Annotated in this window: 13 protein-coding genes; 5 read left to right on the top strand and 8 right to left on the bottom strand. The window is 60.3% G+C overall.

Going from position 1 to position 14,574, the window contains the following annotated elements; translation table 11 throughout:
- Window positions 1–37 precede the first annotated feature (37 nt).
- Both EV561_RS08525 and EV561_RS08520 read right to left on the bottom strand, forming a co-directional pair.
- Complete coding sequence (locus EV561_RS08525) at window positions 38–3,142, bottom strand: response regulator (RefSeq protein WP_132520057.1); 3,105 nt, start codon at window positions 3,140–3,142, stop codon at window positions 38–40.
- Window positions 3,143–3,297: 155 nt separating this feature from the next.
- Window positions 3,298–3,675 (bottom strand): response regulator, encoded by a 378-nt coding sequence (locus tag EV561_RS08520; protein ID WP_132520054.1) that lies wholly within the window; start codon window positions 3,673–3,675, stop codon window positions 3,298–3,300.
- A gap of 355 nt (window positions 3,676–4,030) precedes the next feature.
- Between EV561_RS08520 and EV561_RS08515 the strand changes: the two genes are divergently transcribed.
- The 4 genes from EV561_RS08515 (at window position 4,031) to EV561_RS08505 (ending at window position 6,851) form a co-directional block, all read left to right on the top strand.
- The gene (locus EV561_RS08515) at window positions 4,031–4,486 is read left to right on the top strand and encodes a transglutaminase-like cysteine peptidase (protein ID WP_165927776.1); all 456 of its coding nucleotides are present in this window, start codon (window positions 4,031–4,033) and stop codon (window positions 4,484–4,486) included.
- A 160-nt stretch (window positions 4,487–4,646) separates the two neighbouring features.
- A complete protein-coding gene (locus EV561_RS37100) occupies window positions 4,647–4,814 on the top strand; it encodes a hypothetical protein (RefSeq protein ID WP_165927775.1) in 168 nt (55 codons plus the stop codon).
- 184 nt (window positions 4,815–4,998) lie between these two features.
- Window positions 4,999–6,120 (top strand): alkene reductase, encoded by a 1,122-nt coding sequence (locus EV561_RS08510; protein WP_132520048.1) that lies wholly within the window; start codon window positions 4,999–5,001, stop codon window positions 6,118–6,120.
- Window positions 6,117–6,851 carry an SDR family NAD(P)-dependent oxidoreductase gene (locus tag EV561_RS08505; RefSeq protein ID WP_132520045.1) on the top strand — a complete coding sequence of 245 codons (735 nt, stop codon included), beginning with the start codon at window positions 6,117–6,119 and terminating at the stop codon, window positions 6,849–6,851. The genes EV561_RS08510 and EV561_RS08505 overlap by 4 nt, the downstream gene beginning before the upstream one ends.
- Window positions 6,852–6,887: 36 nt before the next feature.
- Here EV561_RS08505 and EV561_RS08500 read toward each other — a convergent pair whose 3' ends face one another.
- Window positions 6,888–7,916 carry an aldo/keto reductase gene (locus EV561_RS08500; RefSeq protein WP_132520042.1) on the bottom strand — a complete coding sequence of 343 codons (1,029 nt, stop codon included), beginning with the start codon at window positions 7,914–7,916 and terminating at the stop codon, window positions 6,888–6,890.
- A 217-nt stretch (window positions 7,917–8,133) separates the two neighbouring features.
- Between EV561_RS08500 and EV561_RS08495 the strand changes: the two genes are divergently transcribed.
- Window positions 8,134–8,901: an SDR family oxidoreductase gene (locus EV561_RS08495; protein WP_132520039.1), complete on the top strand. Its 768-nt coding sequence runs from the start codon at window positions 8,134–8,136 to the stop codon at window positions 8,899–8,901.
- Between the two features lie 9 nt (window positions 8,902–8,910).
- Here the strand turns inward: EV561_RS08495 and pncB are convergent, their stop codons facing one another.
- From pncB to EV561_RS08470, 5 genes are all read right to left on the bottom strand, one after another.
- A complete protein-coding gene (gene pncB / locus EV561_RS08490) occupies window positions 8,911–10,215 on the bottom strand; it encodes a nicotinate phosphoribosyltransferase (protein WP_132520036.1) in 1,305 nt (434 codons plus the stop codon).
- A gap of 192 nt (window positions 10,216–10,407) precedes the next feature.
- Window positions 10,408–10,704 (bottom strand): hypothetical protein, encoded by a 297-nt coding sequence (locus tag EV561_RS08485; protein WP_245512631.1) that lies wholly within the window; start codon window positions 10,702–10,704, stop codon window positions 10,408–10,410.
- A gap of 116 nt (window positions 10,705–10,820) precedes the next feature.
- Window positions 10,821–11,780: a glyoxylate/hydroxypyruvate reductase A gene (locus EV561_RS08480; protein ID WP_132520033.1), complete on the bottom strand. Its 960-nt coding sequence runs from the start codon at window positions 11,778–11,780 to the stop codon at window positions 10,821–10,823.
- 10 nt (window positions 11,781–11,790) lie between these two features.
- Window positions 11,791–13,428 (bottom strand): ABC transporter ATP-binding protein, encoded by a 1,638-nt coding sequence (locus EV561_RS08475; RefSeq protein WP_132520030.1) that lies wholly within the window; start codon window positions 13,426–13,428, stop codon window positions 11,791–11,793.
- Complete coding sequence (locus EV561_RS08470; RefSeq protein WP_132520027.1) at window positions 13,425–14,573, bottom strand: ABC transporter permease; 1,149 nt, start codon at window positions 14,571–14,573, stop codon at window positions 13,425–13,427. The genes EV561_RS08475 and EV561_RS08470 overlap by 4 nt, the downstream gene beginning before the upstream one ends.
- Window position 14,574: the final 1 nt, after the last annotated feature.

Here is a 14,574-nt window from a genome sequence, read left to right as displayed (position 1 = left end):
CAGCGCTTCCCGATTTCGGAAAGCTGCCGGCAACCTGTCATTCACCCTGCCCATCACGTCTCTTTAACGGAACATCATTCGTGACCGCGCCGATTGCCGCGGAAATGTCGTCGGGCCCGTAGGGTTTGCGAATGAACGCCGAGGCAATATCCTGGTCGATGGACGGCGGCTCGTCCTGGCCCGTGGCAAAGATCACGCCGATATCGGGCCAGCGCTTTGCTATTTCGCGCGCAAGATCCATGCCCGTCAGTCCTTGAAATCCGAGATCGGTTATGACGACATCGATATCACCGCTCTCCAGATGACGGATTGCGTCGCTGACATTGGCGGCCTCCTCGACACTGTGCCCGAGTTGCGACACCATCTCGAGGGTCGACATGCGTATCAACGCGTCGTCTTCGACGACAAGCACGGAGTGAGAGGGTCTTTTCGCCGGTTTGAGCGGAGAGTTGACAGCCCCCAACGTCTCCTCGACGAACTCGCGCTGCTTGCGATTGTTCAGCACGGCCCTGATCTTGCGGGCCAGAGCCTCCCGACTATAGGGCTTTGACAAGAGTTCGACACCGGGGTCCAGGCGCCCGCCATGAACGATCGCGTTTTCGGTGTAACCCGAGGTGAACAGAATGGCGAGGTTCGGCAGCCTCCGGCGGGCCTGACGCGCGAGTTCCGTGGTTTTCAGCGTACCGGGCATGACGATATCGGTAAAGAGAAGATCGACCGATACGCCGCTCTCGATGACGCTGAGCGCGCTGGCGGCATCCTTCGCTCTCAAAACGCCGTAGCCGAGCTCATGAAGAAGTTCGATGACCGTTGCCCGGACCTGCTCGTCATCCTCGGCAACCAAAATGGTCTCCGTGCCGCCAGTGACGGGACCGAAATCGGTCTCGCTGGCAGTATCCTCCCGCTGATGAACGCGCGGGAAATAGAGCTTGACCGTAGTTCCCTGCCCCACCTCGCTATAGATCTTGACGTGGCCGCCGGACTGCTTGACGAAACCATAGACCATGGACAGACCAAGGCCCGTGCCCTTGCCGACAGGCTTCGTCGAGAAAAAGGGGTCGAAGACCTTATCCACCACATCGGGCGGCATCCCAGACCCTGTATCGGTGATGGCGAGCATGACATATTGGCCAGCCAGGACTTCGTCGTGCTGCCGGGCGTAGTTGTCGTCGAGATAAGCGTTGCCGACCTCGATGGTGAGCTTGCCGCCGGCGTCCATTGCATCTCGCGCGTTGATCGCCAGATTGAGCAGCGCATTTTCCACCTGGGTCGGATCGACTAGCGCATTCCAGAGGCCGCCGGAGCGAACCGTCTCGATCTCGATCGACTCGCCGAGGGTTCTTCTCAGCATATCCTCAAAGCCGGATACCAACCGACCGATATTGACGACCCTTGGGTCGAGCGGCTGTCGCCGTCCGAAGGCTAAGAGCTGGCTTGCCAATTTCGATCCGCGGCTCACGCCCGCCAATGCGTTTTCGACGCGTCTTTGAGCCCTGGCATTGTCGGATACGTCCTGCGACAGGAGTTGAAGGTTGCCGGAGACCACCTGGAGCAGATTGTTGAAATCATGCGCCACGCCGCCGGTGAGTTGGCCGAGCGCTTCCATTTTCTGTGCCTGGCGGAGGGCTTCCTCCGCCTTGACGCGCTCGTTGAACTCGTCCGATACGCGCTGTTCGAGCGTGACATTCAGGGCTTGCAGCTTTTCCTCGGCCCGCCGGCGCTCCGCGAGTTCCCGTTCGGCCGCCCGAAACAGTCGCGCATTGTCCATGGCGATGGCGCCCTGACCGGCCGCGCCGACGATCAGTTCCTCATGCTCTGCCTTGAACATGGCAGGCAACCGATGCCCGAAGAAGAGGCCGCCTATGACTTCGCCCGAACTGGAGATTACCGGGGCAGCCAGATAGCTTCTGACGGGGAGATGCCCATTCGGCATTCCCTTACGGGGTTCGTTTTTTCCGTAGCGGGCATCCTGCAGAATATCGTCGGACCGAATGACGCCCTCGCCCTTGAAGGTCGGCTGGAAGACTGCCGTTGCCCGCGGCATTGGGAAATCAGCAAATTTTTCGCGTGGGACGCCGGACAACGCATAGAGCATGTAACGCTCGCCGTTTTCGTCCATTACATTGTAGAAAAATGCACCAAACTCGGCGCCTGTCATCTCCACGCCGGCGTCGGTGATCATTTGGACGACCTTCTCAAGGTCCAGCTCCGCGGCGAGATCGGCACCCAGCCTGTTCAAGACGCCGAGGATCCGCGTTTCCCGCCGAAGGGCGTTCTCCGCCCGCTTCTGCTCGGTTACGTCATTTCCCTGGATGAAGATGCCGACCGGCTTTCGATCCTCTCCCAGGACCGGCTGGAAGATGAAATCGACGAATATTTCAGCGACGCGACCGGGCTCCCTTTCCAGCAACACGCGGGAGGATTCACCGACAAACGGCTCGCCAGTGGAATAGACGCGGTCAAGCAATTGGCGAAAGCCCTGCTCGTTCAGTTCCGGCAGGGCTTCCAGCAGCGGATGATCCAAGATGTCGCGATTTCCGATGAGCCGCAGGTAGGCTTCATTTGCCATTTCAAACACGTGGTTGGGACCCACCGTCATGGCCATGAAACCCGGGGCCTGCTCGAACATGCGCGTCAATCGCTCGCGTTCGCCCCGCAGGCGCCGCTCCGCCTTGACCTTGGCCGTCGTCTCGACGACCACGGCGATGACACCCGCCGGCTTGCCCGCCTCGTCTATGACGGGCGAATAGTAGAGATCCATCCAGCCTGCTTCGGGCTTGCCCGTGCGGTTCAGAACGAGTTCCCGATCGGCGTAGTCGAGGGTGCCGCCGCTCAAGCCCACCTTCATCACGTTATCATTGAAATCGGCGACCTCGGGCCAGCCTTCCCGTACCTTCGACCCCAGCAGCCGCGGATGCCTTTCGCCAGCGAAGACGGAATAGGCATCATTGTAGATCATGATGCCTTCTTCGCCCCAGAGCGTGACGATCGGAACGGGCGACTGCAGGACGAGCGCTATCGTCGTCTTGAGGCTTTGCGGCCAGCGCTGGTGGGAACCAATCGAAGTGGAAGACCAATCAAAATCGGCGATCAGGCGGGCCAGTTCGCCGTCATGTGCCAAAAACGCAAATGCTTCTTGCATGAAACCCATCGATTCGGTCGCGGAACGGAAGGAACGTGGGTTAACTAGATTAGTGTTCCGCAACGGCTAGGGACTCGCCCGCGCTGCGACTGAAAAATATTACCATGACCCAATGCTCTGCGTCTGTCCCACAGGGTCGCCGCGAACGGTTCCGCTCACATTTCGCGCTCGGATTTCAGGCGATGGATCGACGTCAACAAGGCCGCGTATTGATAGGGCTTGGGGAGGAAAACCGCATTTGCCGGCAAGGCCATGGGATCAAGCTGCACGACACCTGACGTGATGATGATACCGATGTCAGGGCGGATGGCCCGGACCCTTTTCGCAAGCTGAATGCCATCCATGGATCCTGCCATGTTGACATCGGTAAACAGGATTTCGACGTCACGGCGGCTTTTCAGCAAAACCATGGCCTCATCGGCGTTGCCTGCTTCCAGCGCAACATGTCCGACACCTTCCAGAGCATCCAGCGTGCTGAAGCGAATGAGGGGCTCGTCTTCGACGATGAGGACGACGGACCTGTCGGTATTCATTTTCTCTCCTTTTGGGCGTTCGCTGCGGCCAAGGCGGCCTTGAAAGCAAGCGGTCTTACCCAACATCCCTATGGTCGGCGGAGTGCTATATATATTCGCGATTCCCAAAGGAAACCTCTTGTCGATCCGATCTTTTGGGAGGTTAATGATCTTGGCATGGGGGAAATTGATCGTGGAGGACTGCATTCCGCTTGGATAACTGACATCAACGCTGCTGGCCGAAATCGGTCATCGGAGGTGAAGCATGGTTTTCAATCGCGCTTTACCCGTGCTGGCATCCCTGCCCGCAATTGTTGGAGTCTGTTCCGAGCCTTCCATAGCCAGCGATATAAGCCGGCCTTTTCTCCAAGAAAGAGTGGCGACGCTCGCGCCCTTCGCTCATGTGCGCTTCTGCCTGTCCAATCCGGACCAATGCGTCAAAGGAAATGGTGCGTCGGTCATATTGATGACGCCTGAAATCGAGCAGCAGATCGAAACGGTCAACAGCTACGTCAATCAAGAGATAAGGCCTGAGCGAGATACATCGGCAGAGGAAGATTGGCGCATCGATGTATCCGCGGGCGATTGCAACGATTACGCGGTCACCAAGCGCAAGGACCTCATCGACCGCGGCTTTCCTATCCCCGCCCTTCGATTGGCTGTCGCGATGACGCCTCAGGGCATCGGGCACACGGTGCTCGTGGTGCGTACGACAAAGGGCGACCTCGTTCTGGATAACCGCACCGCGGACATCAAGACATGGAGCCAGACCGGCCTCAGGTGGCTCAAGATCGAATCCGCAACCGACCCGCATCTATGGTTCGCGCTCTAGAGCCTTTCCGGAACGAAAACGTCTCCTTATTCGTTATGAACCACCGGAACCAAAAACGTCATTGAAAAATTCGCGAGAATCCGCGGCCTTGTCGGAGGCGCGGCTTTTCGCGGAAGCGTAGCCGCTAGCACACGGCTGCGTTTCGAGCAGGGAGAAAATTATGCAAAGCAGACCGCGTGCAAAAATGCTTTCGCCGGCGGAGAAAATAAAAAAGGCGGAAGAGACCAAGCATGTAGCACAGGCAACCATCGACGCAGAAAAGAAGGCTCGCGATGAAAAGACCGCGCGGCTGCGTGCCCTTCGGCTTTCGAAGAGCAAGGAGGACTGATTTCCCGCTCTGTTCCGCGGCCCCGCTCAAGCATCGTCACCGCATTCATTATCCCAAAGACGCATCAGCCTTCACTTGCGTGTGACAGGAGCGCGCCATAAATGATGTCCGTCATTTTAATTGACGACGGCATCGATCACCACAGGAGATGTCGTAGAAAAACGCCACGTCAGGAGGACATCCGATGCCGTCCAAGCTCTTCTCGCCCCTGCAGTTCGGCCCCTATCAATTGACGCATCGGGTGGTCATGGCGCCGCTGACGCGCATGCGGGCCGCACAACCGGGCAACGTGCCCCACGCGCTCAACGCCGAATATTATGGGCAACGTGCAAGCAAGGGCGGCCTGATCATATCCGAAGGGTCGCAGATTTCGCCGAGCGGCCAAGGCATGCCGGCAACGCCGGGCATCCATTCTCCCGAACAGATCGCCGGCTGGAAGGCGATCACCGATGCCGTCCATGCAAAGGGTGGCATTATTTTTCTCCAGCTCTGGCATGTCGGACGGATCTCGCATTCCTCGCATCAGCCGGCGAGCGCCCTGCCGATCGCACCCTCTGCGATTGCCGCTGCCGGTGACGCCTTTACGGCCTCCTTCGAGCGTGTTCCCTTCGAAACGCCTCGGGCGTTGGAAACAGGCGAAATCCCCTCATTGATCGAGAGTTACCGGCATGCGGCAGCGAATGCCAAGCTCGCAGGCTTCGATGGCGTCGAGATTCACGGAGCGAACGGCTATCTGCTTGAGCAATTCCTACAGTCGCGCTCGAACCAGCGGACCGACCGTTATGGCGGCTCGATCGAAAATCGCACACGGCTCTTGATCGAGGTCGCCCAGGCCGTCTCCGAGGTCTGGGGAGCCGATCGAGTCGGCGTCCGCCTCTCGCCATTCGGCGTCGCAAACGATAGCGGCGAGGAGGATCCCTTGCCGCTCTATACGCACGCCATCAAGGAGCTGGCAAAACTCGGTCTTGCCTATCTGCATTTCATCGAGCCGCGCGCAAGCGGCGCCGGCCAGGCCGAAGTCGACCACAAGGATGTGCCGTCGGCTGCCGAACTCTTCCGGCCGCTCTGGCCGAACGTGCTGATTGCGGCCGGCAACTTCAAGCCGGATACGGCGGAAGGAGCGGTCGCGTCGGGCAATGCCGATGCCATTGGCTTCGGCCGGCTGTTCATCGCCAATCCCGATCTGCCGAAACGGCTCAAGAAGGGTGCCGAGCTCAATCCCTATTATCGCCCGACCTTCTATGGCGGTGGCGCTGAAGGCTACATCGATTATCCCACGCTGGACGCAAGGGAGGCTGCGGAATGAGCCGACCGAGCGCTATCGTGGTCGGCGTCGGCGCCGAGATGGGGCTGGGTGCTGCCCTCTGCCGACGCTTCGCCTCCGAGGGGTACCACGTCATCATTGCCGGCCGGACAGCCGAGAAGATCGAGAAGGTCGCGGCAACGATCACCGCCGACGGCGGCACTGCCGAGCCGGTTGCGGTGGACGCAGCGGATGAGGCAGCCGCCGTTCGCCTGTTCGATGATGCCTTTGCGGCAAGGGATGGCATTTCGCCGCCGGATCTCGTGGTCTTCAACGCCGGCATCAACCGCCCGATCGGCTTTCGCGATGTGACGGTCGAAGATTTCGAGGAATTCTGGCGCGTCTGCTGTCTGGGCGGTTTCATCGTCGGGCGGGAGGCGGCAAAGCATCTCGTCCCGCTCGGGCGCGGCACCGTCATCTTCACGGGGGCCTCCGCCAGCCTGCGTGGCAAGGCGGGCTTTGCGCAATTCGCGGCCGCCAAGGCCGGTCTTCGGATGATCAGCCAGAGCATGGCCCGCGAGTTCGGACCGCTCGGCATTCACGTGGCCCATACGATCATCGACGGCGGCATCGATGGCGAGAAATTGCGGTCAAGACGGGTTCTTCGCGAAGGTGACGCGGAAGGCCTGCTCAACATCGACGCCATCGCAGACAGCTACTGGCACATTCACCGCCAGCATCCGTCCGCCTGGACGCAGGAACTCGATCTGCGACCCTTCAAGGAAACTTTCTAGGGCCGGCGCAGTGCGCGCCGACCCCTGGCGTTCGTATCAGCCGGCCGGGAACGGGTTGCGTTCGCCAAAGCCGCGCTGGTGCCAATAGGGATAGGCAGGCGTTTTCTCGCTGGCCGCATCGAGGCGTGCGACCTGCTCTGCGGTCAGGTTCCAGCCGATCGCACCGAGATTGTCGCGCAGCTGGCCCTCATCGCGGGCGCCGATGATGATGCTCGACACCGTCGGCCTTTGCAGAAGCCAGTTCAAGGCGACCTGCGGGATGGTCTTGCCCGTCTCCTTGGCCACTTCATCGAGCGCATCGACGACGTTGTAGAGATATTCATCGTCCACCTGCGGACCGTTGTCGGCCGTCTTGTGCAGGCGGCTTACTTCGGGCAGAGGCTGGCCACGGCGGATCTTGCCTGTCAGGCGACCCCAGCCGAGCGGGCTCCAGACCACGGCGCCGACCTTCTGGTCGACGGCAAGCGGCATCAGTTCCCATTCGTAATCGCGGCCGATCAGCGAATAATAGGCCTGGTGGGCGACATAGCGCGGCAGGTTGTAGCGATCGGCGACCGCCAGCGACTTCATCAGGTGCCAGCCGGAGAAATTCGAGCAGCCGACGTAGCGGATCTTGCCAGCACGGACGAGATCGTCGAGCGCCGACAGCGTCTCCTCGATCGGTTTCATGGCATCGAAGCCATGCAGTTGGAAGAGATCGATATGGTCGGTCTGCAGCCGCTTCAGCGCCTTTTCGCAGGATTCGATGAGGTGGAAGCGGGAGGAGCCGACATCGTTCGGGCCATCGCCGGAGCGAAAGGTGGCCTTGGTGGAGATCAGGACCTTGTCACGCCGTCCCTTGATCGCCTCGCCGAGCACTTCTTCGGCAACGCCGCCGGAATAGACATCAGCGCTGTCGAAGAAATTGAGACCGGCGTCAAGGCAGATATCGATCAGGCGGCTGGCTTCCTTGACATCGGTCGCGCCCCAGGCGCCGAAGAACTCGCCCTTTCCACCGAATGTACCTGTTCCGAAGCTGAGTACTGGCACGCGAAGGCCCGAGCCTCCGAGGTAGCGATAATCCATGATACGTCCTCCAATAATAAAATAGCTCTTGTGAATAAATGCGCCGAAGACGGCCGGAAGGACCATAGGGCGCGGCTCGATGTATGAATGCCTGCACTTCGGTTCAACGATGAGGCATCCGACAACAGTCAGGATGCAGCCTTGCCGGAAGGCGTTGCCAAAGCCACCCGAAAGACTATCGTCAGCTTTAACCGAATTCTGTCCAGGGGCGAAATATATGACTGATCGGCTGAAGGGAAAGATCGCAATCATATCGGGCGGCGCGACTGGAATGGGCGGTGCCGCGTCGCGCCTGTTTGCGGCAGAAGGGGCGCGCGTCGCCATCATCGACCGCAATGCGCAAGCGTCTGCCGAAACGGTCGCTGAGATCCGCAAGGCCGGCGGCATCGCGGAATATTGGGTCGCCGATGTCTCGGACGAAGATGCCGTCAACACAGCCGTCAAAGGCGTCGAGGAGCATTTCGGGCCTGTCACGGTGCTTTTCAATCATGCCGGAACGATCGTCATCAAGCCGTTCCTCGAAACGACGCTTGAGGAATGGGAATGGCTGCATGCGGTCAACGTCCGCTCGATGTTTCTGATGACGCGCGCCGTGCTGCCGCAGATGTTGGCCTCCGGCCGCGGCTCGATCGTCTGCACCTCGTCGATTTCGGCGGTTGCGGCGACGCCGATGGAAGTACTCTACGATACGACCAAGGGCGCCGTTCACATGTTTGCCCGCGCTATCGCCGTCGAGTTCCGTGACCGCAACATTCGCTGCAATGCCGTCTGCCCCGGCTTCATCCGCACACCGCACGGCCAGAAGGAAGTCGCCGAATTGCAGGCACTGGGCGTGGATGTCTCGGATGCGGCAATCGCGGCGCAGCAAGGCAGGATCGGCGAGCCCGAGGATGTCGCGCGGGCAGCCCTCTATCTGGCGAGTGATGAATCCAACTTTGTCAACGGCGCGCATCTTTTCGTCGACAACGGCTTCACCGCCATCTGACGGCTTCGGTCAGACCAAAACGGCCTGGTCGACGCGATCCTCGGCGCCGAAGAATTTCAGGTAACGCTCGACCTCATCAGGCTCGCCCGTCGCCTTCTGCGGATTGTCGGAGAGCTTGACGGCCGGACGGCCGTCGGCATCCGTCACCTTGCAGACGATCGAAATCGGGTTCAGGCCCTGGATGTCAGTGGGAGCGCAGCCGGCAAAATCATTGGTCAGGTTAGTGCCCCAGCCGAAACCCATGCGCGCGCGACCGTCGAAGTGCTTGTAGGTGTCGATGATCGCGTCGACATCGAGGCCGTCGGAGAAGATCAGGAGCTTCTGCCGGGGATCGCGGCCCATCTTCTTCCACCAGGCAATGATTTTCTCGCCGCCCTCTATCGGCGGAGCGCTGTCGGGACGGAAGCCCGTCCAGTCGGCAACCCATTCCGGCGCATCGCGCAGGAATGAGGCCGTACCGAAAGCATCGGGCAGCACGATCAGCAGATTGCCACCATAGAGCCGGTTCCAGTCGCGCAGGACCTTGTAGGGTGCATTGCGCAGCTCTTCGTCGGTACGGGCAAGTGCTGCGGCGACCATCGGCAGCTCATGCGCATTGGTGCCTACGGCTTCGAGATCGGAATCCATAGCAAGCAATACATTGCTGGTGCCGGTAAAACCCTGGCCGACGCCTTCCTTCAGCGCTTCCACACACCAGCGCTGCCACAGGAAGCTATGGCGACGGCGGGTGCCGAAATCGGATATGCGAAGCTTCGGCAGCTCCCGCAGCCGCTCGACCTTTTCCCACATCTTGGCCTTGGCGCGGGCGTAGAGAACATCGAGGGTAAATGGGCCAAGCGCCTTGAGAGCGGCACGCGAGCGCAGCTCGTTGATGATGGCGAGCGCCGGGATCTCCCACATGGTCGTCTCTTTCCACGACCCGCGAAACTCCAGGATATACTGGCCATCCCGCTTGGAAAGTTCATATTCGGGGAGCTGGAAAGTCGCCAGCCAGGCAAGGAACTCAGGCTCGAAAATCTGGGCGCGGCCATAGAAACTGTTACCCGCAAGCCAGATCATTTCCTTCTTCGAGAGGCGCAGCGTGCGGGCATGATCCAGCTGTTCGCGCAATTCCCTTTCGTCGATGACCTCGGCAAGTCTCACGCTCTTCGTACGGTTGATGACGGAGAAAGTCGCATCGACATCTGGATAGAGCTTCCAGATCATCTGCAACATCAGCAGCTTGTAGAAATCCGTATCGATCAGGCTGCGGATGATCGGATCGAGCTTCCAGGTGTGATTGTAGACACGGGTGGCGATATCCGTCTTGGTCATGCTGTTCCTGCCCCGTCTTCCAACCCGACGCCGCGTGCGCTGCCCAAGGGAAGACCGGCAGCGTGGTGCATTCCTACTCTTATCAAAAAATGTTGAGCGAAAGTCCAGTCATCGCAAGAAAATTGATACAAAATAAAACGCCCTGCGACCAGGCGGACGCAGGGCGTTACTGTCTTTGATCTTCGGCGTCTATTACTTGTGCTGGGCATCGACCTCCGCCGGTGTTTCCGGCGTCTTGTTCGGCAGCGTGTTGGGCGTAACCTGGCCCTGAGCCGGCGGCTGTGGAGCGGCCTGTTTCGCCGCGTGGCTGCTCCAGATCTCAACCGGCACCCAGACGATGAAAGCAAGGACCAGAGCCGTTATCAGAACCGTCAGCACGCGGCGGCCTGTGCGGCCTTGCTTTGCCTTGGTAGCCGCCAGTTCCTTTTCACTGTGCAGCCGGTTGTCGGCCTTTTCCCATTCGGTATGGATTTCCATCTGCTGTGCCACTGTTGCCTCCTTGGATCTGCAAAAGGCAGGCAAAGACCCGCCATTCAGAAGCGTTCCTTTTGGAAACGACCCGATCTGGCGAAAGTTCCGATGCTTTTCGGCGGCTGAAATGCGGGTCAGTAGCCCGTGGCGCGGTCCACGACATGCTGCAACACTTCGCCCCGCTCGTAGCGGGCGATCTGCGTTTCGACATGGCGAAACAGCGCGTTCACATCCGAGGCCGCAGCCGCATGCGGCGTGATGATGACGTTATCCATGACCCATAGCGGGCTATCTGCCGGCAGCGGCTCGACCTCGAAGACGTCGAGCGATGCTGCTCCGAGCAGACCGTTGTCAAGGGCTGCCACCAGCTCACGCTGGTTCTGGCTCTTGCCGCGGCCGGCATTGATGAAAACAGGTCTTCCGAGCGCTCCGCCCTGGCGCAGCTTGGAAAATAGCTTGCGATCAAAAATTTCCGTCGTTTCAGCGGTCAACGGAAGCAGACCGACAAGAATGTCTGTTTTGGCTAGAAACGCATCGAGTTGCCCGGCGTCATATGTCTCTGTCCCGTCGATCACCTTGTGACGCCGCGACCAGCCGATGACGTTGAAACCCATCACCTTCAGCTTTGCCACAGCATCCTGGCCGAGAACGCCGAGTCCCATGACGCCGACCGTGACTTCCCTCGCTTCCGGCTGGACGAGTTCGTTCCAGACGCGGTCGCGCGCCTGTCTTTCATAGGCTTTGACCTGCCGCAGGTGCGTCAGGCATTGCAGGACAACCCACTCGCTCATCCGTGTCGTCAGGCTATGGTCGACGAAGCGAACGACCGGAATATCAGGCAGTCCCTTGAGCGTCATGACGTGATCGACGCCGGCGCCGCCCGAAAACAGCACCTTCAGGTTCGGTGCACGAGCAAAGAGATCGGCATGCGGCTTCCAGATGACGGCATAGTCCAGGCCGGACAGATCACGATCCCCGTTTGCGGGATCGGCCAGATCGATGCTGCTGCGATCGGGAAACGCGGTCTTCAGGGCGTGCGTGATCGCCTCAGGATCGAATTTGAGGTCGATAAGGACGGGGGGCTTGGTCGGCATGGGGCTGTCTTTATTGCTGGACGGTTGCTGACGGGACCGCCTCGATGTTGAAGGCGGCGGCAAGAAGCGCCTTGGTATATTCTTCCTGCGGCGCGCGGAAGATATCTGCGGAAGCGCCCTGCTCGACGACCTTGCCGAAACGCATGACGATCAGATCGTTGGCGAGCGCCTTCACGACCCTCAGATCGTGGCTGATGAAGAGATAGGCGAGGTCGTGCTTGCGCTGCAGGTCGCGCAGGAGATCGACCACCTGCGCCTGCACGCTCATGTCGAGCGCAGACGTCGGCTCATCCAGCATCACGAAGCGCGGCTTGAGCACCATGGCACGGGCAATGGCGATACGCTGGCGCTGGCCGCCGGAGAATTCATGCGGGAAACGCCAGCGGGTCTGCGGATCGAGGCCGACTTCCTCCAGCGCCCAACAGACGCGCTGGTCGCGATCCTCCGGCGAAAGCTCGCGTTCGTGGACCTTCAGGCCTTCCGCCACGATGTCGCCGACCGACATGCGCGGGCTGAGCGAGCCATAGGGATCCTGGAAGACCACCTGCAGCTGGCTGCGCAGGGGACGCATCTCGCGGAAGGAATAGGCGGCAATGTCCTTGCCGACGAAGCTGATGCGGCCTTGCGACGAGATAAGGCGGGTCAGCGCCAGGCCGAGTGTCGTCTTGCCTGACCCGGATTCGCCGACGACACCCAGCGTCTGCCCGGCGCGCAGCTTGAGATCGATGCCGTCGACCGCCTTCACATGATCGACGACCTTGCGCATCAACCCCGACTTGATCGGGAACCAGACGCGGATATCCGAGCCCTCCATGACGACCGGCTTTCCCGCATCCGTGACCGGCGGCTCGCCACGCGGCTCTGATGCCAAAAGATGGCGCGTATAGTCGTGCTGCGGATTGGTGAAGACCTGTTCGACCGTGCCTGTTTCGACGATCTTGCCCTTGGTCATGACGCAGACGCGATCGGCGAATTTGCGCACGATGCCGAGATCGTGGGTGATGAACAGCATCGACATGCCGTGCTGGCCCTTAAGGTCGCGCAGCAGTTCGAGGATCTGCGCCTGCACCGTCACATCGAGCGCCGTCGTCGGCTCGTCGGCGACCAGAAGCTCCGGCCTGTTGGCGAGCGCCATAGCGATCATGACACGCTGGCGCTGGCCGCCGGAAAGCTCGTGCGGATAGGCTTTCAGGCGCTTTTCCGGCTCGCGGATGCCGACCTGGTTCAGGAGTTCCAGCACGCGGGTCCGGGCCGCCTGACCCGTCAGCCCCTGATGGAGAGCGAGAATCTCGCTGATCTGCTTCTCGATCGTGTGGAGCGGGTTGAGCGATGTCATCGGCTCCTGGAAGATCATCGTGATGTCGTTGCCGCGCACGGCGCGCAACGCGTTGTCCGACGCTTTCAAGAGGTCCTTGCCCTTGAAGAATATCTCCCCGGAGGGATGGCTCGCCGAAGGATAAGGCAAAAGCTTCAGGATCGAATTGGCCGAGACCGATTTGCCCGAACCGGATTCGCCGACCAGCGCCAGCACCTCGCCCTTCATGATATCAAAGGAGATGCCGTCGACGGCGAGTGACGTACCGCCGCCCTGATGAAAGGCGACCGAGAGATTGCGGACGGAGAGCAGGGCTTGCGAGGCTTCGGTCATTTGAACGTCTTTCTCGGATCGAAGGCATCGCGAACGGCTTCGCCGATGAAGATCAGGAGCGAGAGCATGATCGACATGGTGAAGAAGGCGGTGAGACCCAGCCAGGGCGCCTGCAGGTTGGACTTGCCCTGCGCGATCATCTCACCGAGCGAGGGCGAGCCGGGCGGCATGCCGAAACCGAGGAAATCCAGCGAGGTCAGCGTCGTGATCGAGCCCGACAGGATGAAGGGCAGGAAGGTCAGCGTCGCGACCATGGCGTTCGGCAGGAGGTGACGCCACATGATCGTGCGATTGTTGACGCCAAGCGCGCGGGCGGCGCGGACATATTCGAAATTGCGGGCGCGCAGGAATTCGGCGCGCACGACGCCGACGAAGCCGGTCCAGGAGAAGAGCAGGAGGATGCTGAGGAGCACGAAGAAGCCCGGCGGCAGGATGGCGGCGATGATCAGCAGGATATAAAGCACCGGCATCGACGACCATATTTCGATGAAGCGCTGCAGCAGCAGGTCCGTCCAGCCGCCGAAATAGCCTTGAATAGCGCCAGCGGTGACGCCGACGAGCGCAGAGCAGATGGTCAGCGCCAGGCCGAACAGCACCGAGATGCGAAAACCGTAGATCATGCGGGCCATGACGTCGCGCGCCTGGTCGTCGGTGCCCAGCCAGTTGAGATTGCCGAAATTGCAATCGGGGTCGGCCGCCTTCTGCGGATAGCCCGAGCAGCGCTCGTCCTTGCTCATCATCCAGAAGGGCGCTGTTGGCGCAGAATGCGGAATGTTCGAATTGACCGTCTGGTAGGAATAGTGGACCGGCGGCCAGATCATCCAGCCATTGCCGTTGATCTCGTCCTTGATGAAGGAGGAGCGATAGTCGGTTTCGGCGAGGAAGCCGCCAAATTTCTCCTCGGGATAATTTACGAAGACGGGGAAGAGGATTTCGCCCTTGTAGGAGACGATGATCGGGCGGTCATTGGCGATGAATTCGGCACCCATGCTCAGGATGAAGAGGATCAAGAAGAGCCAGAAGGACCAATAACCGCGGCGATTGGCCTTGAAATTCTGCCAGCGGCGGATGTTGGTCGGCGACAGCAGGCCCTTGCGGGGCGGCTTGACGGGAACCGACGTCGGCGCGGTCACGGGCGTGTCCATC

It is taken from the genome of Rhizobium sp. BK376 (genome assembly GCF_004341625.1).
Taxonomy (GTDB): domain Bacteria; phylum Pseudomonadota; class Alphaproteobacteria; order Rhizobiales; family Rhizobiaceae; genus Rhizobium.
Note: the sequence above shows the minus strand (reverse complement) of the source record. Positions and strands in the feature narration are given on the sequence as shown.

Excerpts from the sequence above, each read along its gene's own strand:
- EV561_RS08525 (WP_132520057.1), bottom strand. The coding sequence starts at position 3,142 with ATGCAAGAAGCATTTGCGTTTTTGGCACATGACGGCGAACTGGCCCGC.
- EV561_RS08520 (WP_132520054.1), bottom strand. The coding sequence starts at position 3,675 with ATGAATACCGACAGGTCCGTCGTCCTCATCGTCGAAGACGAGCCCCTC.
- EV561_RS37100 (WP_165927775.1), top strand. The coding sequence starts at position 4,647 with ATGCAAAGCAGACCGCGTGCAAAAATGCTTTCGCCGGCGGAGAAAATA.
- EV561_RS08510 (WP_132520048.1), top strand. The coding sequence starts at position 4,999 with ATGCCGTCCAAGCTCTTCTCGCCCCTGCAGTTCGGCCCCTATCAATTG.
- EV561_RS08505 (WP_132520045.1), top strand. The coding sequence starts at position 6,117 with ATGAGCCGACCGAGCGCTATCGTGGTCGGCGTCGGCGCCGAGATGGGG.
- EV561_RS08500 (WP_132520042.1), bottom strand. The coding sequence starts at position 7,916 with ATGGATTATCGCTACCTCGGAGGCTCGGGCCTTCGCGTGCCAGTACTC.
- EV561_RS08495 (WP_132520039.1), top strand. The coding sequence starts at position 8,134 with ATGACTGATCGGCTGAAGGGAAAGATCGCAATCATATCGGGCGGCGCG.
- pncB (WP_132520036.1), bottom strand. The coding sequence starts at position 10,215 with ATGACCAAGACGGATATCGCCACCCGTGTCTACAATCACACCTGGAAG.
- EV561_RS08480 (WP_132520033.1), bottom strand. The coding sequence starts at position 11,780 with ATGCCGACCAAGCCCCCCGTCCTTATCGACCTCAAATTCGATCCTGAG.
- EV561_RS08475 (WP_132520030.1), bottom strand. The coding sequence starts at position 13,428 with ATGACCGAAGCCTCGCAAGCCCTGCTCTCCGTCCGCAATCTCTCGGTC.
- EV561_RS08470 (WP_132520027.1), bottom strand. The coding sequence starts at position 14,573 with ATGGACACGCCCGTGACCGCGCCGACGTCGGTTCCCGTCAAGCCGCCC.